This window comes from Acetomicrobium hydrogeniformans ATCC BAA-1850 (genome assembly GCF_000160455.2).
Lineage (GTDB): Bacteria > Synergistota > Synergistia > Synergistales > Acetomicrobiaceae > Acetomicrobium > Acetomicrobium thermoterrenum.
Map to the genome: position 1 here is coordinate 1213098 of NZ_ACJX03000001.1, position 19515 is coordinate 1232612.

Annotated in this window: 21 protein-coding genes, 1 tRNA gene and 1 riboswitch; of the genes, 18 read left to right on the forward strand and 4 right to left on the reverse strand. The window is 48.4% G+C overall.

The window, feature by feature from the left end:
• Positions 1-200: 200 nt before the first annotated feature.
• A riboswitch (TPP riboswitch) is annotated at positions 201-297 on the forward strand.
• A gap of 53 nt (positions 298-350) precedes the next feature.
• A complete protein-coding gene (gene thiC / locus HMPREF1705_RS05910) occupies positions 351-1637 on the forward strand; it encodes a phosphomethylpyrimidine synthase ThiC (protein ID WP_242603547.1) in 1287 nt (428 codons plus the stop codon).
• Positions 1638-1668: 31 nt separating this feature from the next.
• Here thiC and HMPREF1705_RS05915 read toward each other — a convergent pair whose 3' ends face one another.
• Together HMPREF1705_RS05915 and HMPREF1705_RS05920 are read right to left on the reverse strand one after the other, a co-directional pair.
• The gene (locus tag HMPREF1705_RS05915; RefSeq protein WP_009201719.1) at positions 1669-2208 is read right to left on the reverse strand and encodes a type 1 glutamine amidotransferase domain-containing protein; all 540 of its coding nucleotides are present in this window, start codon (positions 2206-2208) and stop codon (positions 1669-1671) included.
• 76 nt (positions 2209-2284) lie between these two features.
• Positions 2285-2761 carry a ferritin family protein gene (locus HMPREF1705_RS05920; protein WP_009201718.1) on the reverse strand — a complete coding sequence of 159 codons (477 nt, stop codon included), beginning with the start codon at positions 2759-2761 and terminating at the stop codon, positions 2285-2287.
• Between the two features lie 177 nt (positions 2762-2938).
• Between HMPREF1705_RS05920 and HMPREF1705_RS05925 the strand changes: the two genes are divergently transcribed.
• Positions 2939-4345: an MATE family efflux transporter gene (locus HMPREF1705_RS05925; protein WP_009201717.1), complete on the forward strand. Its 1407-nt coding sequence runs from the start codon at positions 2939-2941 to the stop codon at positions 4343-4345.
• Here the strand turns inward: HMPREF1705_RS05925 and HMPREF1705_RS05930 are convergent.
• Both HMPREF1705_RS05930 and HMPREF1705_RS05935 read right to left on the reverse strand, forming a co-directional pair.
• Positions 4328-5224, reverse strand: coding sequence for an ROK family protein (locus tag HMPREF1705_RS05930; RefSeq protein ID WP_009201716.1), 897 nt, complete (start codon positions 5222-5224; stop codon positions 4328-4330). The genes HMPREF1705_RS05925 and HMPREF1705_RS05930 overlap by 18 nt on opposite strands.
• A 39-nt stretch (positions 5225-5263) precedes the next feature.
• A tRNA-Ser gene (locus tag HMPREF1705_RS05935) sits at positions 5264-5351 on the reverse strand.
• Positions 5352-5505: 154 nt separating this feature from the next.
• Here HMPREF1705_RS05935 and HMPREF1705_RS05940 point away from each other — a divergent pair.
• From HMPREF1705_RS05940 to trmFO, 16 genes are all read left to right on the forward strand, one after another.
• The gene (locus tag HMPREF1705_RS05940; RefSeq protein WP_009201715.1) at positions 5506-5889 is read left to right on the forward strand and encodes a DUF3426 domain-containing protein; all 384 of its coding nucleotides are present in this window, start codon (positions 5506-5508) and stop codon (positions 5887-5889) included.
• Positions 5890-5947: 58 nt separating this feature from the next.
• Positions 5948-6361, forward strand: coding sequence for a CoA-binding protein (locus HMPREF1705_RS05945; RefSeq protein ID WP_071804893.1), 414 nt, complete (start codon positions 5948-5950; stop codon positions 6359-6361).
• A gap of 140 nt (positions 6362-6501) precedes the next feature.
• Positions 6502-6915, forward strand: a complete 414-nt coding sequence (locus HMPREF1705_RS05950) for an acyl-CoA thioesterase (protein WP_040348227.1) — start codon at positions 6502-6504, stop codon at positions 6913-6915.
• Positions 6916-6938: 23 nt separating this feature from the next.
• Complete coding sequence (gene iorA, locus HMPREF1705_RS05955) at positions 6939-8798, forward strand: indolepyruvate ferredoxin oxidoreductase subunit alpha (protein ID WP_009201712.1); 1860 nt, start codon at positions 6939-6941, stop codon at positions 8796-8798.
• Positions 8798-9358 (forward strand): 2-oxoacid:acceptor oxidoreductase family protein, encoded by a 561-nt coding sequence (locus HMPREF1705_RS05960; RefSeq protein ID WP_009201711.1) that lies wholly within the window; start codon positions 8798-8800, stop codon positions 9356-9358. The genes iorA and HMPREF1705_RS05960 overlap by 1 nt, the downstream gene beginning before the upstream one ends.
• Positions 9348-9878, forward strand: a complete 531-nt coding sequence (locus HMPREF1705_RS05965) for a type II secretion system protein (RefSeq protein ID WP_057940791.1) — start codon at positions 9348-9350, stop codon at positions 9876-9878. Before HMPREF1705_RS05960 ends, HMPREF1705_RS05965 begins: the two co-directional genes overlap by 11 nt.
• 92 nt (positions 9879-9970) lie before the next feature.
• A complete protein-coding gene (gene lepB / locus HMPREF1705_RS05970; protein WP_009201709.1) occupies positions 9971-10477 on the forward strand; it encodes a signal peptidase I in 507 nt (168 codons plus the stop codon).
• A complete protein-coding gene (locus HMPREF1705_RS05975; protein ID WP_057940792.1) occupies positions 10477-11295 on the forward strand; it encodes a YlqF/YawG family GTPase in 819 nt (272 codons plus the stop codon). The genes lepB and HMPREF1705_RS05975 overlap by 1 nt, the downstream gene beginning before the upstream one ends.
• Position 11296: 1 nt before the next feature.
• Positions 11297-11878: a ribonuclease HII gene (locus tag HMPREF1705_RS05980; RefSeq protein ID WP_057940793.1), complete on the forward strand. Its 582-nt coding sequence runs from the start codon at positions 11297-11299 to the stop codon at positions 11876-11878.
• The gene (locus HMPREF1705_RS05985) at positions 11868-12827 is read left to right on the forward strand and encodes a hypothetical protein (RefSeq protein WP_057940794.1); all 960 of its coding nucleotides are present in this window, start codon (positions 11868-11870) and stop codon (positions 12825-12827) included. Before HMPREF1705_RS05980 ends, HMPREF1705_RS05985 begins: the two co-directional genes overlap by 11 nt.
• A complete protein-coding gene (locus HMPREF1705_RS05990; protein ID WP_009201705.1) occupies positions 12824-13126 on the forward strand; it encodes an EscU/YscU/HrcU family type III secretion system export apparatus switch protein in 303 nt (100 codons plus the stop codon). The genes HMPREF1705_RS05985 and HMPREF1705_RS05990 overlap by 4 nt, the downstream gene beginning before the upstream one ends.
• Positions 13119-13496 (forward strand): YraN family protein, encoded by a 378-nt coding sequence (locus HMPREF1705_RS05995; RefSeq protein WP_057940795.1) that lies wholly within the window; start codon positions 13119-13121, stop codon positions 13494-13496. The genes HMPREF1705_RS05990 and HMPREF1705_RS05995 overlap by 8 nt, the downstream gene beginning before the upstream one ends.
• The gene (locus HMPREF1705_RS06000) at positions 13497-14999 is read left to right on the forward strand and encodes a YifB family Mg chelatase-like AAA ATPase (RefSeq protein ID WP_057940796.1); all 1503 of its coding nucleotides are present in this window, start codon (positions 13497-13499) and stop codon (positions 14997-14999) included. It begins immediately after the preceding gene.
• Positions 14989-16113 carry a DNA-processing protein DprA gene (dprA, locus tag HMPREF1705_RS06005; RefSeq protein WP_057940797.1) on the forward strand — a complete coding sequence of 375 codons (1125 nt, stop codon included), beginning with the start codon at positions 14989-14991 and terminating at the stop codon, positions 16111-16113. Before HMPREF1705_RS06000 ends, dprA begins: the two co-directional genes overlap by 11 nt.
• On the forward strand, positions 16103-18178 hold the full coding sequence (gene topA, locus HMPREF1705_RS06010; RefSeq protein ID WP_242603550.1) for a type I DNA topoisomerase: 2076 nt from the start codon (positions 16103-16105) through the stop codon (positions 18176-18178). The genes dprA and topA overlap by 11 nt, the downstream gene beginning before the upstream one ends.
• Positions 18150-19487, forward strand: a complete 1338-nt coding sequence (gene trmFO, locus HMPREF1705_RS06015) for a methylenetetrahydrofolate--tRNA-(uracil(54)-C(5))-methyltransferase (FADH(2)-oxidizing) TrmFO (RefSeq protein WP_071804895.1) — start codon at positions 18150-18152, stop codon at positions 19485-19487. The genes topA and trmFO overlap by 29 nt, the downstream gene beginning before the upstream one ends.
• Positions 19488-19515 lie beyond the last annotated feature (28 nt).

Here is a 19515-nt window from a genome sequence, read left to right on the forward strand (position 1 = left end):
TGTTAAGGGGGAGCTATATCTTTGGTTAGTGCCAAATCATGAGAGTTTATATCCTTTTTTGGACCCTACCAGAAACGTTTGCAGAGTCGTGTTTTTTGGAATGATCGATGTCGCATAATGAACTTATAATAATATGTAAGTGGTTATAGCGATTTTTTTCCGTTGTTCCATAAACTTTTTTATGAAAATATGTTATATTTGTAAAAGCCAGGGGGCGCTCATGTGCGTGAGCTGAGAGAGAACCCCTAGAACCTGATCCAGGTAATGCTGGCGGAGGGAATGGCGGACAAAAGAAGAACTTTTGTGATGTCCTTTCCCTTCCCATAAAAAATAGCGGGAGGGATTTTTAATTGAGTACGCAACTTGAAATGGCAATGGCTGGCATCATAAGTGGGGAAATGCGGAAAGTCGCAGACGATGAAGGCCTTGCGCCAGAAACTATTCGTGATTTGGTGGCACATGGCAAAGTCGTTATTCCCAAGAATGTCAACCACGATATTAGAAGGATCAAGGGCATAGGGAAAGGTCTTTCCACCAAGGTGAACACCAATTTGGGCACCAGCGACGAATGCTGCGACCTTGAGCTTGAAGGTCGTAAGTTGAATGCTGCCCTCGATGCCGGTACGGATTCCATCATGGATCTGTCGACGGGAGGCGACCTTGATTCAGCAAGGGCGTTCTTTTTGGAAAAATCGCCCATAATGGTGGGTGCTGTCCCAATTTATGCCGTGGCGAGTGAATTGGCAAGGGAGGACAGACCTCTGGAGGACCTTAGCGTCGAGAGGTTGTTTTCCTCTATTGAAAAACAGTGTCGTCAAGGTGTCGATTATATAACAGTACATTGCGGAATCAACAGACAGTCGATGGAGTTTTTGCGAGGTGTAGAGCGCATCATGCCCTGCGTGAGCAGAGGAGGTTCAATCCTGTTGTATTGGATGGAAAAAACGAGACAGGAAAACCCTCTTTACGAATACTTCGATGATTTGCTTCAGATAGCCAAACGTTATGATGTAGTATTAAGTCTGGGAGACGGATTTAGGCCGGGAGCCATAGCGGATGCCATAGACGAACCCCAATTGGCGGAGCTGATGGTCTTAGCTCATTTAGCGAGGAGGGCTAACGATTGGGGAGTGCAAGCCATGATAGAAGGTCCGGGACATGTGCCGATAGAGCACATAAAACCTCATGTAGAGCTTGAAAAACGTCTCACTGACGAGGCGCCTTTTTACGTTTTAGGGCCTCTTCCTACCGATATAGCAGCCGGATATGATCACATTTCCGGAGCGATAGGCGGAGCAATAGCTGCATCGGCGGGAGCCGATTTTCTATGCGACGTGACTCCGGCGGAGCACCTCGGTCTTCCCGATGAAAATGACATATATCTCGGAGTGATCGCCTCGAAATTAGCAGCTCACGTTGGTGACCTTGCTAAAGACGTTAAAGGTGCTCGTGACCGGGACAGAAGGATATCGTTGGCGAGACGAAATTTGGATTGGGAATCGATGATCGCCGAGGCTTTGGATCCGGAATTGGTCCGAATTAAATCACACCTTGCAAGCGACAGGGAAGCTTGCACCATGTGCGGAAAACTTTGTGCTGTTAAATTGAGCAGGCAGGTTTTGCCGTCGAGGGAATAAAAAAAGGGGCGCTCACGCCCCCTTTTTTATTTTAACGACAACAGCCGCTCGGTGAGGCTTTCTCGATGATGGCCCTGCAAAACTGGGGAAGGTCGTTAGGTGTTCTGCTGCTTATGAGGTTTCCGTCCACTACTGCTGCCTCATCTACCCAATTCACGCCGGCGTTCACCATGTCGTCCTTTATCGCTCCGACTGACGTGGCTTTCTTTCCTTTGAGTATTCCGGCCGAAATGGGAACCCAACCGGCATGACAGATGAAAGCCACGACTTTGTTGGCTTCATTTAGCTTTCTTACGATATCGAGAGCCTTTTGATATCTCCTGATCTTGTCGGGGGCATATCCGCCCGGTATGACTATGCCGTCGAAGTCGTCAGGGTTGACTTCCTCGAAAGACACATCGCTTTTACAGGGATAACCGTGTTTGCCCCTGTACAACTTTCCCTTTTCAGGACCCGCAACTACTGCTTCGGCGCCTTCTTCTATCAATCTGATTTTGGGATACCAAAGCTCCAGATCTTCGTATTCTTCATCTACGAAGAAGAGAAAACGTTTTCCCGTCAGTTCCGACATACGTTCCACCTCCTGACAAATGTTTGGCAATACTTATTTTATTTGATCTGCCAAACTTTTGCAAGGCCTGGCGTGTCTATAGCATCAATCTTCCTTCCAATTCACCCCTAAGTTCGTCGTAGCGTTTTTTCACGAAATCCATATGGCCTCTTTCCATTTTCGCCAGGTCATTGAACATTGCCTTGGTCTCTTGGGAATCCACTTCCTCTACCAGTTTTTCGTAAAATTCTGCTGCTCGCATCTCCGAAAGGTAGGCCGTAGATATTAGCCGCAATAAGGAATAGTAGTCTTTAAATTCGTCGGCCTGCACGCGCAGGGCAGGATCAACCGTTACATTTGGATCCGGAGTAAAGGGTTCGCCAAATAACTCCTGATAGTATTTCGATAGCGTCTTTTTGTGCGTATCTTCCCAGTCGGCAAGTTCCGATATTTCCTTTTTCAAGACCGGTGTCCTGGCATTTTCTGCCCATGTTGTATAGAATTCGTTTGCTTGAATCTCAGCGTGAATTGCATAGGCAAGTGCGCTTTTTAAATCGAATTTGCTTTCTGACATTTTCTCCTCGCCTCCCTTAAATTATTTAACATAATTCTAATGTATTAATCATATCACGTCGCTTTGTATTGTATCAATGGTGTGAGGACGTCTTCGCTACTTTTGATGCATGTGGTATAATAGGGTTACGGCAATGGGCGAATATTGTATGCATTTTAGCACGAAAGGGGGAATTGGATGATCAATGTCGACGAAAAAACAGAACGACTCGGCAAAGAACCTGTAGGCAGACTTCTTTTGGCATTTTCGCTTCCGGCAATTGCGGGATTGTTTGCGAATGCTCTCTATAACATAGTTGATAGAATTTTCATAGGGCAAAACGTCGGCGAGACGGGTCTTGCTGCCGTTACGGTGGCTTTTCCTCTTTTCGAGTTATCCATTGCCCTCTGTCTTTTGGTTTGCGTGGGGGCGGCTTCGATTGCCTCCAGGAGTTTGGGCGCCGGCAGGAAAAAGAGGGCTGAGCTGACCTTGGGGAATGCCTTTACCCTATCCGTTATTATTGCGATCTTTATCTGTCTTGGCATGGCTTCGTCCCTTGAGTCGGCTTTGAAACTCTTTGGTGCAAGCGAAGAAATCTTGGGCCCAGCTCGCGATTACATGGTCATCGTGTTGTACGGGATGCCCTTTTTTGTGATTTCCTTTGTCCTTAACTCATTGATCAGGGCTGAAGGATCGCCCAGGTGGGCAATGGGTACCCTGGTTCTGGGAACGGGGGTCAACATCTTCCTGGACTGGCTTTTTATCTGCCACTTAGGTTGGGGAATAAAGGGTGCCGCCTGGGGTACGACAATTTCAGAATTCCTGTCATGCCTGTGGGTTGCAATTTATTATCTTAAATACAGCGTACTTAAGATTAAATATAGGAATTTAAAACCACGAGCCTCCTTAATGGGTTCTATATTGTCGATAGGGATAACTCCCTGTATAACTTCAATATCCTTTGCTGTGTTGTTGGTGCTTTTAAATCAAAGAGCGCTGAGACTTGGGGGAGATTTGGCCGTATCCTCCGTAGGTATATTTCTCACGTTGGATACACTATTCTTTCTGCCGGCCCTCGGCATAAGCGAGGCAGCTCAACCAATAATCGGTTACAATTACGGAGCAGGCTTGTATCAACGCGTTAGAAAGGCCATATTGCTCGCCCTTGGGGCTTGTCTGTTGGTCTTTTCTCTTTCCTGGTTCTCCACTCAGTTTTTTGCCGGGAGAATCGTTCAAATCTTTTGCAACGATAATTTAACGTTAATCCATATGACCTCACGTGCATTGAAGGTTGGCTACATCTTTCTACCGGCTGCTGCCGTATTCGTGGTCACTTCCTATACTCTCCAGTCTTTAGGGAGAGCTCGTGAGGCGTTGTTCATTCAGCTTGTCCGTCAGCTTGGCATTTGCTACCCGGCCGTATTGATCATGCCGAGTTTTTTGGGCTTGGATGGCATATGGATGGCTTTCCCGGCTACCGATCTTGGCGGGTCGATATTGGCCTTTTTTGCTATTAGACGGGAGTTGAAGAAGCTCAGGGAAGAGGAAAAGACAGTTCACCCAAAGCTTGAAGTCGTTGCAAACAGGTCAGGAGGATGCAGGTGATTCCTCGCTTACGAGGGAAGCGGCTCCAAATATGGCTGCGTCGTTTCCCAGGGAACTGATCTTCAAAGAGAAGGCGCCTTTGTAGAGGGGAACGATATGTTTGTGGACTAAGGGTTCCAAGACGGCAAGGAGTCCCTCTGCTCGGCTGAGCCCCCCTCCCAAGATGATAGTTTCGGGGTCGAAGAGATGAACCATCGAAGCGATAGCTTTGGCTATTGCCTCTAAAGAGGGGTTTATGATTCGTGCTACCTCCGGCTCTTTCCTTCGCGCCCAAAGTATCTTCATGTCTTCGGGCAAGTCGTTGCGGCCTGCTTTTCTTTCGATTGCATCGGTGCCTCCGATAGCTTCAAGATGTCCGAGGCATCCGCATCCGCAACGCTCATCGTCGCCTAAGGCCATGTGTCCTGGTTCTCCTGCGTAGCCGTGAGCTCCCATCAGCAATCTGCCGTTCAAAACTATTCCTCCGCCAATTCCCGTCCCCAGAGTTAAAACGATGAAATTGCTAAGTCCCTTGGCAAGCCCGGTCATTTGCTCGCCCAGAGCGTAACAATTGGCGTCATTCTCTATTGCAATCCTTCTCTGCAAATTCTTTTCAAACATGGATTTGATGGGAATGCCCTTCCAATTGGGAAAGTTGGGAGAAAGAACGAGGTGCTCCCGTTGCAGGTCCAAAAAACCGGGAATTCCAATCCCGACGGAGAGCATGTAACCCGGAGGTTCCAGTTTTTCGACGATACGTTGAAGTTGTTCGATAACCCCTTTAAGGGTTCTTCCCTCGGAGGTTGGTTCTTCCCACCTTCGAAGTATTTTGTCTCCTTCAACCAGTGCAGCCTTTATATAGTGTCCGCCTATATCTATTCCTATTGCAAGGTCGCTCATTTCGTCTCTCCTTCGTGTGGTGAATTCGAGCTTACAAAATGGCGGAGGACGAGGGATTTGAACCCCCGGTGCCTTGCGGCACAAGTGATTTCAAGTCACCCGCCTTCGACCGCTCGGCCAGTCCTCCGCACAAGCCATTATAGCAACTACTACGCAGTTCGTGAAGTCAAGGTGCGAGGACTTAATGCCACCAATCGTCTTTATCGATTAAAATAAAACTGGGATTTTCCTAGCTGACCCCAGAGTTTATATAGATGACCTGAAAAAAAGGGGGATATATTATGAAAAAACGAAGACAACTATCGATTGCGTTATTTTTATTGGCGATTGTCCCTGTAATTTTGGTTTTTGCGGTTCCTCTATTTTCTGAAGAGAAAAACGATTCCTTAGTTTTGGTGGCGTCCTCCTTTAAATACAGCGGGGAAGAAGGTGTTTTTAAATTAAATACGACTATCAAAAACGTCTCATCGAGGGAGATCGAGGGGCCTGGGCTTATCGTGACCATTTACGGACAGGAGGACAAATTATTGGTACAACGGTCCTTTAAGGCAAGAAGGGTGTCCCTCTTACCCGGAGAGGAAACGGAGGTGGCAGCTACGATTTACGTCGATACGCCTGTCACTGATTTTAGGTTGACAGTGACGGAAGGTTTGGGAGGAGGTTGAAGATAAACGAGGAACACCGTGCGTGTCCTCAAAGATTTTACAAAAGGAGGGCGAGCGAATGGAGTGGGAAAGGATAATAAAAGAATACGTATGTTCCCCCTGCAAGGTGGCCGTATTGGGAGCTACGGTCGAAACGGGAAAGCCTGTCTCCAGAGTGCTGTCTTATTTAAAATCTAGAGAATTTGTGATTTATCCCGTAAACCCGAAATATATGGGCCTTAAGATCTTCGATCTTGACTTTTACTCTTCGATAAAGGGTATTCCGGAAGCCATCGATATCCTTTTGGTATTCATAGGTCCTAAAAATCAGGGATTTTTGTTGGATGAACTGAAGCAGATTGCCTATAAACCGATTATATGGTTCCAACCAGGTGCCCAAAACCCACAGCTTGAGGAAAAATTAAAAGAATTGGGATATTATGTTGTAAGTGGTGAGTGCATAATGGCGGTGCATAGCACAAATTGTCGCTAGTTTGTCCTCCATAGCTTTGCTGTTTGCTGTAAATATTTTTTTGCAAGCCCATGTGGAATATTTATCGATCTATGTGGTATGATAGATCTGCTACCCTTTTATTGTGCGTACATTACATTTCAGGCTAGGAGATGGAAACAATGTCCTTAAGCGCGTCTCTTACGGTTAGGGTGCCTTACGGCGCGACCGATCAGATGGGAGTAGTATATTACGCCAATTACCTGACGTGGTTCGAAATGGGCAGGACCGAGTTCTGCAGGGAATTCGGAATGCCATACACAGAGTGGGAAGAAAAGGGAATCTTCATGCCCGTTGTCGAGGTCAGATGCAGATACAAACACCCTGCTCACTATGACGATCTCATTAGAGTGGAGACCTCTTTGAAAGAAATAAAACCTCACAGCCTTTCCTTTGAATTTAAAATCTATCGTGATAGTGACGACAAACTTCTTGCCGAAGGCTTTACCAAACACGGGTTTTGTGACAGACGAGGGAAGTTGGTCAAAAAACCAGAGCCTTTTTACAGCAAGCTCATGGATCTGTTGAAAGAATAAAATGGCGAGAGAGGTGTATGCGAATGGCAACTGAAAGGGCTGTTCTGCTTGGCAATGAGGCGATTGCCAGGGCTGTTGTTGAAGCGGGGTGTGAGGTAGCCTGTGCCTATCCCGGCACGCCCTCATCGGAAATTTTGCCGGCAATAGCGAAATTCGCCGATTTGCTCGATACCAAAACGGTTGTGGAATGGGGCACGAACGAAAAGGTGGCGTACGAAGTCGCGATTTCCGCCTCCTTTACCGGGAAAAGGTCTTGTGTCGCAATGAAACATGTTGGTCTTAACGTTGCAGCTGACCCCTTTATGAGCGCTGCTCAGTTTGACATTGAAGGCGGCATGCTGTTGATCGTAGCCGATGATCCCGGGCCCCACAGTTCCCAGACGGAACAGGACAGCAGATTGTTCGGTCTGTTTGCCAAGGTTCCTGTCTTGGATCCTTCTTCCGCGAGGGAAGCCATGGAAATGGTAAAAGATGGTTTTGAGTTGTCCGAAAGGCACAAGATACCGGTGATGTTGCGTCCTACGGTGAGAGTCGATCATTGCAGACAGGATGTGGAGCTTAACGATCCCTTAAGGCTGGAAAGGCCGGCCAAATTCGTAAAGGACGTAAAGCGTTGGGTTTGTCTTCCCGCCCACGTAAAGACGACCCATCCTAAGCTAAACCAAAAGATGGATGCCGTAAGAGAGGAGTTTACGAAAAACTTCTCGAAGTACAACTTTGAGGTAGCGGCGCAGGAAAAACCCAAACTTGGTATTATTGCGGGAGGAATATCCTTTGCAGTAGTGATGGATTTGCTGGCAAAGCTGGGCAGAAAGGATATATCGGTGTTGAAGATAGGCACACCCCACCCCCTGCCAGTGGATCTCGTAAACGATTTTATAGCCCGCCACGAAAATGTTTTGTTACTTGAGGAGACCTATCCCGTAATAGAACTTCAGATCACTGACCGCAGAAATGTGAAGGGGCGATGGAACGGCTATGTGCCCAGAGCCGGCGAATTGACACCTGAAGTGGTGGAGGAATTGGTTTGCAAAGCTCTGGGTGAAACTTGCACTCGCGATGCTGATGAGGATTTGAAGAAGGCGATAGAAGAATTAAAGATAACGCCCAAACCCCCGATGCTATGCCCGGGATGTCCTCATAGGGCGAGCTTTTTCGCCATAAGGAAGGCCTTTCCCGACGGAATATATCCTTCGGATATAGGATGTTACACCTTGGGAGTTAACCAGAAAACTGTCGATACCTCCATATGCATGGGTGCCTCGGTAACGCAGTCATCGGGTTTTTATCTGGCCCACAAGGTCGATGGCCAGTTGCGTCCCGTTGTAGCTACCATAGGAGATTCCACTTTCTTTCACATGGGTTTGCCAGGGCTAGTAAACGGGGTTTACAACAAACATGCCTTTGTATTGGCAATTCTCGATAATCATGTGACGGCCATGACGGGAGGTCAGCCCCATCCAGGTACGGGCCAAAAACTTAGGAAAGGCGACTCTGGCAGGATAGTGCCCATAGAAAGGGCGGTCAAAGGCTGCGGCGTAGAGTTCGTAAAGAGGGTGGAAGCCTATGATATAGACGAAGGAGTAAAGGCGCTCAAGGAAGCGTGGGAATATGCAAAGGATCATAAGGAGCCGGCGGTGGTTATCTTCGGCCATCCTTGCATGCTGCTGAGACAAGAACAACCCAAGGTTCCCGTTCGCGTCGAGGACGAGACGTGTGTAGGTTGCAAGTTCTGTATAAACTTCTTCAATTGTCCCGGCCTGGTTTTCGACGAAAGCTCCAAGAAGGCCTACGTAGATGAACGCTTTTGCGTCAAATGCGGCGTTTGCGTGAATGTGTGCCCCCATGGGGCTATCCAGGTCATATCGGAGGAGGGAAAGTAATGCAATACATCATAGTTGGTCTTGGCGGGCAGGGAATACTCTTTGCCAGTCGCGTTTTAGGGGAGATAGCAATAAAAAGAGGAGAAAACGTGATTGGAAGCGAAGTTCACGGTATGGCTCAGCGTGGAGGCTCCGTTATCAGTCACTTTAAAGTAGGATCATACAAAAGCCCATTGATAAGTGCCGGCGATGCCGACGTGCTACTGGCCTTCGATCAAAACGAGGCGATAAGAAATCTCCACTTCCTGAAAAATGGAGGATACGGCATAATTAATGTCCATAAGATGGAGGTCTTTCAAAACGAGAGCCTGAAGAAATACCTTACAAAAAGAAATATTTCCACCTTTCTTTTGAAGGGATACGAAATATTGAACGAACATATGAAGGGTAATTATCTGTTTTTGAACGTATTGATTTTGGGTGCCACGGGTGCTTTAAACTTAGGGGGCATCTCTTTCGACGAGGTAAAGGATGCTGTTTCCAAGCTAAGTCCTGCGAAGTTTCTCGATGATAACATGAAAGCGCTCGATCTAGGCAAAATGGCAACACATGAGTCTTAAAAATTCAAAGACGTACAGGACCCTCCTCTCAAGAGAGAGGGTCCTGTTTTTTTCGCCAAGAAACGGGCTCTCCCTTGTCGAGCTGTTGATAGTAATTTTCATTTTTTCTTCAACTGTTGGCGGCATTGGAATGGCCGTCAGCGCGGCCAAAGAGGTATTCGCTCTCATAGAATTCAAAAAGGCTCACATATGGATTCAGGGCATCTTTATCGAAGCAGCCCAAACCGACAGGCCTTTCATGTTTAAATATACGACCCGTTCTGCTTCCACAGACACGCTGCGGATCCAATGGCTTGACACTCTCGATGAAAAAGTATTTGATACGGGTAGAAGCTGTTATTTCAGAGGGATGAGCGCGTCGGAGAGTTTTTCGGTGTATTCCCCTAAATGGCATACGCTCACTCCCGGTTTGACGTTGAAGGTGACCATAGGTCCGGGAAGTAGTTCCAAAAAACTTGGATATATAGTTATTTCTCCCTATTGTTATATAACGATCAAAAAGGATCCACCAAAGAATTGACATTTCCTCTTGATTTTGGGCATTGAATAGGGTTATAAAGACATTCATGTGACGAAGTTTAGCCAATAATCTTGTGGGGTGTAATTATCGACATGAAGCCATGGTGGAGAGAATTAATCGAGACTTTGATTTGGGCATTGATTTTGGCCTTGGTTTTGAGGACTTTTGTGGTTCAGGCATTCTGGATTCCCAGCGGTTCAATGATACCTACCCTAATGCCGGGCGACAGGGTATTGGTGGCGAAGTTTTGGTATCGCTTTACTGAACCCAAGAGAGGTCAAATAGTGGTATTTCGATATCCCCTCGATCCGACGAGGGATTTCGTAAAGCGATTGATAGCTCTTCCCGGCGAAACTGTCGAGATAAAAAACGGTGTAGTTTATATAAACGGAGAAGTTATCGAAGAGCCTTACGTGAAGAACAGGGACTTTCTCAGCATGGAGAAGACGACAGTCCCAAGGGAGCAATATTTCATGATGGGCGATAATCGTCCAAATTCGCAGGATAGTCGCTTTTGGGGTTTTGTCCCCAGAAATTACCTGCTCGGCCCCGCCTTTTTCCGTTATTGGCCCTTAAGCAGAATAGGGGTGCCCAAGTGATGGCGAGGACGGTCTGGTATCCAGGTCATATGGAAAAAGGGAGAAGAAGGCTGGCCGAACTGGCTTCTCAAGTCGATGTATTTTTAGAGGTAAGGGATGCCAGAGCCCCTTTTACTACTTCTTCTCCCCTTATAGGTGAGCTGGCCAAGCTGAAGCCTGTTTGTGTAGTATTGAGCAAAAGAGACCTAGCGGAGGAGGAAAAGACGAAACTCTGGATTAAAGAGTTGTCCAAGCTTTACCCTACATTCGCATTGAACCTGAGGAGGGGAGTTCCAAGAAAGTTGACGGGCAAACTTTTTGAAATATGCAAAAATCGGCCGAAGTGGAGGGAATTGAGGGTTGCCATCGTAGGTATACCCAATGTAGGGAAATCCATGTTGCTCAACGCTCTGATCGGTAAAAAGGCATCCAAGGTGGGAGGAATGCCGGGTATAACCAGGGGAGTATCGTGGTACAGATCGGGTAATCTGCTAGTCGTCGATTCTCCCGGAATCCTGGATCCCAAGGCTGATCGAGAAACCCATGTGATGCTGACATGGCTTGGATGTTCCAAGGCGGATGTCGTGGGAGATCATGAGACGTTAGCCCTCCAGCTGCTGGAGTTTTTGCGCTCTTCAGGTTCAATTTCCAGGTTGCTTGAAAAGTTTTCCTTGAGTTTTTCCGAAGATAAAGATGTGGCAGAATATCTCGCCGAGATTGGTCGTAAAATAGGCGCCCTTGTCTCTGGAGGCGATGTAGACTTGACGAGAGCGGGTCAATATTTGCTCGAACGCTTTGCCACCGGCAAGTTGGGTTCCTTTACGCTGGAGATGCCTTAAAATGATCGTGGTAGGGGTCGATGAGGCTGGAAGAGGTCCTTTGGCCGGGCCTGTGGTCGCCGCAGCCGTTGCGGCTACGAGGGAAAAGATGTCTCTGCTGAAGTCTGTGGGTGTAACTGATTCAAAGGCTATGTCTTCAAAGAGGCGGGAAGAGATATTTCTCCTTCTTCTGCGTTATGGTTTTGTCTATAGAGCCCAGGCTGCGAATCCGTGGTTTATCGACAGAGCAAACATCCTCCAAGCGACTTTATGGGCCATGGAAAAGGCGGTTTCTTCTCTTCCCCTGTCGCCCGATATCGTGATTGTAGACGGCAATCAAAAAATACCCGATTTGTCCTTCCCCCAAAAAGCCTTGCCAAAGGCGGACAAAAATGTCCTGGTAGTGGGAGCTGCCTCTATCGTCGCTAAAGTCATAAGGGATAGGGTGATGTGCGCATACGATAAGCTCTATCCGGATTATGGCTTTGCCGTGCACAAAGGCTATCCCACAAAGGAACACAGGAGAGCTTTGGCGTTAATGGGCGCCTCTCCCATTCACAGAAAAACATTCAAATGGAAAGTTGTGAAAGACGATGACCGGTAACGTTCAGGGGCCGGAATTCGCTAAATTCAATGCACAGGAATTGTCGGCAATACGACCTTCTTCGGCAATCCCAAACGGTTCTTTGGTTAAAGGTCTGGTCCTCGAAAAAAGGGGTGACGGGTACATAGTTGAGATACAGGGCCAACGGATGCATGCAGCCTCTTCTCTTGACCTTGAGGTTGGGGAGCGTTTTGTCGGCATATGGGATTCTACGCACATACCTCCTCTGCTGAAGATCAAACAGGACGAGATGGCTTTGCATCAAAAGCTGACAGACTTTGAACGATCCATCCTTCAGGCTTTGCTGGACAGGCAGCTTCCGGTTACTGAAGGCCTCATCAAAGCGCTTTCTTCTTTGTTGATGAAAATGGCCAGCAGCGACGATATCCTTTCTATTTTGATCGAGCTTTACGCACGAGGCCTACCTTTGGACGAAGCCAATGTTAAAACACTTTCGTGGTATTTGGGGTTGACTGACGTAGAAATCAGAAAATACGAAAAGCATATAAAAGACACACTTAAAAATCCGGAGGAAATGAAAGATTCGGAAGCTACCGAATACCTCAAATCCCTGCTGCTCCTTGCGCGCCCTCTGAAAAACGTAATTTATCCCTATAATTTTCTGCCACTTCTTTTTCATCTGGACGGCGATAAAAGCGTAAAGATCTGGATTTCCTCACAGGAAGAACCAAAAAAGGCCGTTAAACTCTTGTTTCATTTCGAAGGTCATAATATCGGTCTTGTGGAAGGTGAGCTGGTTTTTGCTGACGATGCCTACGGGGTGACCTTGCGCCCTAAAAACGATGTCGTTAAAGAGCTTATCTCCAAGGAGTTGCCCCATCTCGAGAGGGCCTTAAAAAGTTTGTCTCTTCAGTTGATATATCTCAATCTGGGTCCGATAAAAGAAATCAGAAATGTAGCCTATCAGGGATTTGAGGCGGAGGCATGACGGTGGATAGAGAAAAAGGGGATATCAAAAAAGCTGCAGCCCTTCGTTACGACAAAAAATTGGACAGTGCGCCCAGGGTAATCGCATCCGGCAGAGGATGGATAGCTGAAAAGATAATAGACGAAGCTCGAAAGAGGGGGATACCCCTCGTGGAAGATTCCCTGTTGGTATCGGTCCTTTTGGGTGTCAACCTTGGGGAGGAGATACCGGAAGAAGCTTATCTTGCCGTTGCCAGGATACTGGTTTTCCTCAGTAAAATCGATTCTGCTGGAGGAGAAGTACTCGGGAAAGATGGATAGAAAAAGTAAAAAGGACTTGGGGCGCTGGGGGGAGGATTTGGCCGCTTCCATAGTGTCTCGGATGGGTTATGAGATTTTGATGAGAAACGTTACTTTCAGGGGAGGCGAGCTTGACATTGTCGCCCTGGACGGCGATGAGTTGGTGATCCTGGAGGTCAGGGTGCGCACGAAGGGAAAGGTGCAGTCTCCCACAGAAAGCGTCGGTCCCAGAAAGGTAAAAAGGCTTCTTCGCGCGGGCAGTCTGCTGGTAGAGAGGCTTGAATGGGATGGCCCCTGGAGGTTGGATGTTATGGGTATAACGTTGGGCGGTGACGTCGCAAAAGGATATGCGTGTGAGTACATCAAAGATATTACGTTAGGAATGATATAGATGAATCGCATTTACGGTCTTACCTTGAGAGGTATCGATGCTCTTCCTGTAGAAGTAGAAGTATGCGTTACCGGAGGTTTATTTTCCATATCAATTGTTGGTTTAGCCGATACCGCAGTCAAAGAGGCACGGGAAAGGGTGCGCATTGCGCTGGGAACCTTGGGGATTAAGCTTAAGGGTCATATAGCTGTAAACCTGGCGCCGGCTGATTTACCCAAGGAGGGTGCCCTCCTTGACTTGCCCATGGCTGTCGGTATTGCCAGAGAAGCCGGTTTTATACCAAAGGACGTCAGTGGGATTTTCATGGGAGAGCTGGCTTTGGACGGACGTTTGCGCAAGGTCAAGGGCGGAGTGCCCGCAGCCTTCCTTTCCCGCGAGATGAGCCTTCCTCTTTTCGTCCCCCGAGGAAATGCCCCGGAAGCGTCCATGGTCCAAGGGGTTGAAGTCTACAGTTGTTCGAACATTGCGGAGCTGTTTTCACATCTAAGGGGCGAGATTAGGCTGAAGAAGCTCGATTTCTCTCTACCCAAGGCGAAGGTGGTCGAAGTTGAGCCGGATTTCGCCGACATAAAGGGACACGTCGCTGCCAAGAGGGGCATGGAAATTGCTGCAGCGGGCCATCATAATTTGGCTTTAATCGGCGCTCCGGGTTCGGGCAAGACCATGTTGGCCAAGGCCCTTCGCGGCATTCTTCCTCCTCTTTCGGATGAAGAATTGATAGAGGTTATGAGGATAAGAAGCGCTCGAGGGGTCTCGATCGAAGTCGAGAGGACCAGACCCTTCAGACCTGTGCATCATACCGCAAGCGTGGTAGCACTCTGCGGCGGAGGATCGGATCTAAGGCCGGGGGAGATCAGCCTTGCACATAGGGGTGTACTTTTTCTGGACGAAATAACCGAGTTCAGAAGGGACGTACTGGAGGCGCTGAGACAGCCGCTGGAGGACGGATGTATAACCGTCAGCAGGGCGGCCGGAAGTGTTGTCTATCCCGCTTCGGTATTGCTCGTAACGGCATCTAATCCCTGCCCCTGCGGTTATTTGGGCGATTCTGCGAGAAACTGCACGTGTTCGCCGGGCGATATAGAGAGGTACTCGAGAAAGCTGTCCGGTCCCATATTGGACCGTATTGACCTTCGGTTGCAGATACCGAGGCTTACGCCCGATGAATTGCTGGAATTGGACGGAGCTGGCGAAAGTTCATTCGAAATAAGACAGCGGGTGATAAAGGCCAGAGAGCTTCAGATTGAAAGATGGAGCTCCTTTGGCGTGAAGTGCAATGCCGAATTGAGCGAAAACATGATAAAGAAGCATCTTGGTTTGTCTAAAAACGGCAGGGCCTTTCTCAAGTCGCTTGGCGCTGCATTTAAACTTACTGGGCGAGGATTCAGTCGCGTCCTCAAGGTTGCAAGGACCATAGCCGATCTCGCTGGAGATAAATCGGTCGACGAGCCCCACCTTGCTGAAGCGCTGGCCTATAGAGGAGGTTATTTCTTTGAAAGATGAGGAATTATCGATCCTTCTTGCATTGAACGCTCTAAGGCAATTCAACGGCCATTTGATAAACGATTTGAAATGCAAATCCGTATCCTTGCTTGACCTGGCTGCCTCTCCCTCTGCGATAAGGGAATTTACGAGATCGGAGCGCGTCATACAAAGATGGTATGAGATGCTGTCTAAGGGTTGGCATTTCAGGGAACTGGAGCGATGTCGTGCAAAGGGCATCGAAATTCTTGTGTGGGGAGAGGAGGGTTACCCCTCTTCCCTGGATCGATTGCCCGACCCTCCTCTGTTGCTTTATTGGTGGGGGAACAATCCTAGATTAGACAAAGCTGCCGTGGCCTTGGTGGGCACGAGAAGATGCAGCAACTACGGTGGAAAGGTTGCTTTTGAGTTGGCTTTTAGAATGGCCGAAGAGGGTTTTTCCATCGTAAGCGGCGGCGCTTACGGAATAGACGCAAGAGCTCACAGGGGAGCTCTGGAAGCCGGAGGAGTTTCCCTTTCTGTCTTTGGAACGGGAGTGGATGTATTTTATCCTGCCAAAAACGAGACCCTATTTGAGGGTTTGAAGGAAAGGGGAGCCCTGGTCTCTGAATACCCCCTCGGGACGAAGGGCATGCCGTGGAATTTTCCGGAGCGCAACAGGATCATTGTTGGGTTGGCTGAGGTGGTCGTAGTGGTAGAGGCACCCATCAAAAGCGGGGCCATGATAACGGGGCGAATTGCCATGGAATGCGGAGTGGAGCTTTGGGCTGTTCCCGGAAGGATCAACGAAGGAGTGGCCAGGGGCTCCAATCTGCTGATATTTGATGGAGCGTACCCATTGATCGATGTTGATTCTTTCGTGCATTTGATGAAGGGCTCTCCCGAAGGGTTTTTGGTAAAGGGACAAAGCGAAGTGTCTTTGGCGGAGTTGGACGATGGGGAAAGGCGTGTTTACGGGCTTTTAAGGGAGAAGGGCGATAGGACTGTTGACAATATCTCTCTAGAATGTAAAATGACGCCTGCCCAGGTGTTTACTATGTTGACAAAACTTGAGTCTCGGGGCCTGGTCTCAGCGACGGGGCCGGGACGATGGGGAGCAAACGCTTTTATGGAAGGTGAAAAAGGTGTCGGATAAAACTTTAGTGATAGTCGAATCACCTACTAAAGCTAAGACTTTGAAAAAAATACTCGGTCGTAAATATGATATAAAGGCAAGTAACGGGCATGTAAGAGATCTTCCCAAAAGCAGATTGGGTGTCGATATAGAAAATAATTTCGAGCCGGAATACATCCTCGTCAGAGGTAAGGGTCCGTTGGTTCGAGAGCTTAAAAGGGCTGCTCAGAAGGCAAAGAATGTATTGCTTGCTTCTGACCCGGATAGGGAGGGAGAAGCAATAGCCTGGCATTTGGCGAATCTATTGTCCATATCTTGCGAAGAGCCTTGCAGGGTTCGTATGTATGAAATAACGCCCCGAGCCGTAAAAGAGGCTTTTTCTAAGGCCGAACCGATAGACATGAATAAGGTCGACGCACAACAGTCCAGAAGGCTTGTGGATAGGCTCATGGGTTATAGCTTGAGCCCTCTGCTGTGGAAAAAGATCAAGGCCGGGCTTTCGGCAGGCAGGGTTCAATCGGTAGCCCTTAGGCTTATTTGCGAGAAGGAAGCGGAAATAAAGGCCTTTGTCCCCCAGGAATACTGGGTCATTGCCGCAGTGGCAGAAGGGGAAAGGGGACAGTTTTCGCTAAAGCTTGCCAAGAAGGACGGAAAAAACATAAGGGTTACGAATGCCATCGATGCCCAGGCCGCATATAACGAATTGCTGTCTTTGTCCTATGTGGTCTCGAAGTTCGATACGAAGGAGGGCAAGAGAAACCCTCTTCCGCCCTTTAAGACCAGCACCCTCCAACAGGAAGCGGCAAGACGGCTTGGTTTTTCTCCCCAGAAGACCATGCGCGTAGCCCAAAGCTTATACGAAGGGATCGATCTGCCCGGGCAGGGGCCTGTGGGTCTGATCACCTATATGCGGACAGATAGCCTGCGCATAGCTCCGGAAGGTATAGCTATGGCTCGCAAGTTCATAGAGGAAAACTACGGAGAAAGGTATTTGCCGAAAAAACCTCATCAGTATATATCCAAGGAGCGGTCTCAAGATGCTCATGAGGCTATAAGGCCTACTAATGTCCGTTTGGTGCCCGAAGAAATACAAACTCACTTGACGAAAGATCAAAAGGCCTTGTACGAGCTGATATGGAAGCGTTTTTTGGCTTCCCAAATGGAGCCCGCTGTCGTGGCCAGGACTAACCTGGAGGTGGAGGCAGGGCCTTACACCTTGAGACAAAGCGGAGTGACCTTGATTTTCGACGGTTGGAGCAGGCTTTGGCCGCTGGAAATGAAGGAGGAAATCTTGCCCGAGGCGGAGGTCGGAGAGCTGCTGAAGTTGTTGAAACTCGATAAAGAACAAAAATTCACTAAACCGCCTTCCAGATATACGGAGTCGGGCTTAGTTAAGGTCTTGGAAGAGAAGGGAATAGGCAGACCGTCGACGTATGCGACAATAATACAGACGCTTTACGACAGACATTACGTCGAGAGAGACGAAGCCAAGAAGCTTTTTCCCACGGAGCTTGGGATTACGGTAAATTCCTTTTTGGTGGAACACTTTCAGTCTCTGATCAATGTCGAATTTACGGCGAAGATGGAGGATGAGCTGGACAAAGTGGAGAGGGGCGAGGCATCTTGGCTTTCGGTAGTCAGGGAATTTTGGGTTCACTTTGAGGGCATTTTAAAAAGCGTCCAAAACGTGGCCAAGGTGGAAGTGCCCGTCGAAACTATAGACGAAAAGTGTCCCCTTTGCGGTGCCCAGTTAATCGTAAAACACGGCCGTTACGGTAAATTTATAGCCTGTTCGGCCTATCCTGATTGTAAATATACGAGAAATTTCAAAAACAGCTTAGACATACCCTGTCCCAAGTGCGGCGAAGGCAAGGTGGTGCTCCTTCGTTCAAAAAACAGAAGGCCCTTTTATGGCTGCTCTAGATATCCCAAATGCGATTTCGTAAGTTGGAGCAAGCCCACCGGAGAAATTTGTCCCAAGTGCGGCGGCCCTTTTGTGGTTAAAAGAAAGGCAGTAAAGTGCGCCGATTGCGGATATGAAAAGGAGGAAATTCCCGATGATGCCGGAGCCGTTGGAGAAAGATAATTTGGCGGTGACTATCGTCGGGGGAGGTCTTGCGGGAAGCGAGGCTGCCTATCAGCTCGCCAAGAGAGGAATTAAGGTAAGGCTTTACGAAATGAGGCCCAATAAATATCCTCCGGCGCACAGGACATCGAAATTTGCTGAACTTGTCTGCAGCAACTCCCTCGGTTCCGACGTGCTTTCAAGCCCCGCTGGCATTTTAAAGGCCGAGCTTAGAGAGCTTGATAGTTTGATAATAAAATGCGCTGATCAGCATAAAGTTCCTGCCGGTTGGGCTCTTGCCGTGGATAGAGAGGCCTTCAGCGAAGAGGTTACCTCCAGGATAGGGTCGATGCCTTCGGTGGAAATAATAAGGGATGAGGTCGAAAAAATCGGAGGAGGGCCTGTGATAGTTGCGAGTGGCCCCCTGACTTCGCCTTCGCTGGCCTCCGACCTTAAGGCTTTGGTCGGCGAAGATTTTTTGTACTTCTACGATGCCGTCGCTCCTGTGGTGCTGCGGGACAGTATAAACATGGAGATAGCTTTCTACGGCAGTCGTTACGGTTATGGCGAAGATTACATTAACTGTCCTCTAAACGAGGAGGAATATCAGCGTTTTTACGAGGCCCTGATAGAAGGCGAAGTGGCCATGCGCCATGAGTTCGAAGAGGAGCATTTCTTCGAAGGATGTTTGCCCGTAGAGGTGATAGCGAAAAGAGGGCGTGACGCTCTGAGGTATGGGCCCATGAGACCGGTGGGCCTCAAAGATCCGCGAAGCGGGAGAGAGCCTTACGCCGTCGTTCAGCTGCGACAGGACGATAAAGAAGGAAGGCTTTATAACATAGTCGGCTTTCAGACTAATTTGAGATGGTCCGAGCAGGACAGGATCTTTCGCCTCATCCCGGGGTTGGAGGAAGTCGAGTTTGCAAGATATGGTGTTATGCACAGAAACATCTACGTCAATGCTCCTGTAGTGCTCGATGAATATCTGAGGTTGAAGGGTTTCGAGGATCTTTTTTTCGCAGGCCAATTGGCGGGCGTGGAAGGTTACGTGGAGAGCACGGCCATGGGATTGGTCGCCGCTTTAAACGTGTTTTGTTTGCTAAAGGGAAACGCCCTTCTGTCGTGGCCCAGGGAGACTGCCATCGGTTCTTTGTTATGGTATCTGAACAATGCCAATCCCAAATCCTTTCAACCCATGAACATCAACCTGGGGTTGTTGCCGCCCCTGCCGAAAAAGATAAAGGACAAAAGGCGACGTTGTGAAGCGATAGCTAGTAAAGCACTGGAGTCTCTTCGTGCCTTTATGGAACCCCGGAGTGATCTGTTTTAATGTAATGACAATTCTTCGTGTCAATTTT

Excerpts from the sequence above, each read along its gene's own strand:
- HMPREF1705_RS05930 (WP_009201716.1), bottom strand. The coding sequence starts at position 5,224 with ATGAGCGACCTTGCAATAGGAATAGATATAGGCGGACACTATATAAAG.
- HMPREF1705_RS05920 (WP_009201718.1), bottom strand. The coding sequence starts at position 2,761 with ATGTCAGAAAGCAAATTCGATTTAAAAAGCGCACTTGCCTATGCAATT.
- trmFO (WP_071804895.1), top strand. The coding sequence starts at position 18,150 with ATGATGCCGGAGCCGTTGGAGAAAGATAATTTGGCGGTGACTATCGTC.
- HMPREF1705_RS05965 (WP_057940791.1), top strand. The coding sequence starts at position 9,348 with ATGAGTCTTAAAAATTCAAAGACGTACAGGACCCTCCTCTCAAGAGAG.
- HMPREF1705_RS05950 (WP_040348227.1), top strand. The coding sequence starts at position 6,502 with ATGTCCTTAAGCGCGTCTCTTACGGTTAGGGTGCCTTACGGCGCGACC.
- HMPREF1705_RS05975 (WP_057940792.1), top strand. The coding sequence starts at position 10,477 with ATGGCGAGGACGGTCTGGTATCCAGGTCATATGGAAAAAGGGAGAAGA.
- HMPREF1705_RS05915 (WP_009201719.1), bottom strand. The coding sequence starts at position 2,208 with ATGTCGGAACTGACGGGAAAACGTTTTCTCTTCTTCGTAGATGAAGAA.
- HMPREF1705_RS05985 (WP_057940794.1), top strand. The coding sequence starts at position 11,868 with ATGACCGGTAACGTTCAGGGGCCGGAATTCGCTAAATTCAATGCACAG.
- iorA (WP_009201712.1), top strand. The coding sequence starts at position 6,939 with ATGGCAACTGAAAGGGCTGTTCTGCTTGGCAATGAGGCGATTGCCAGG.
- HMPREF1705_RS05925 (WP_009201717.1), top strand. The coding sequence starts at position 2,939 with ATGATCAATGTCGACGAAAAAACAGAACGACTCGGCAAAGAACCTGTA.
- HMPREF1705_RS05940 (WP_009201715.1), top strand. The coding sequence starts at position 5,506 with ATGAAAAAACGAAGACAACTATCGATTGCGTTATTTTTATTGGCGATT.
- HMPREF1705_RS05945 (WP_071804893.1), top strand. The coding sequence starts at position 5,948 with ATGGAGTGGGAAAGGATAATAAAAGAATACGTATGTTCCCCCTGCAAG.
- HMPREF1705_RS05990 (WP_009201705.1), top strand. The coding sequence starts at position 12,824 with ATGACGGTGGATAGAGAAAAAGGGGATATCAAAAAAGCTGCAGCCCTT.
- HMPREF1705_RS06000 (WP_057940796.1), top strand. The coding sequence starts at position 13,497 with ATGAATCGCATTTACGGTCTTACCTTGAGAGGTATCGATGCTCTTCCT.
- HMPREF1705_RS05980 (WP_057940793.1), top strand. The coding sequence starts at position 11,297 with ATGATCGTGGTAGGGGTCGATGAGGCTGGAAGAGGTCCTTTGGCCGGG.
- lepB (WP_009201709.1), top strand. The coding sequence starts at position 9,971 with ATGAAGCCATGGTGGAGAGAATTAATCGAGACTTTGATTTGGGCATTG.
- HMPREF1705_RS05960 (WP_009201711.1), top strand. The coding sequence starts at position 8,798 with ATGCAATACATCATAGTTGGTCTTGGCGGGCAGGGAATACTCTTTGCC.
- HMPREF1705_RS05995 (WP_057940795.1), top strand. The coding sequence starts at position 13,119 with ATGGATAGAAAAAGTAAAAAGGACTTGGGGCGCTGGGGGGAGGATTTG.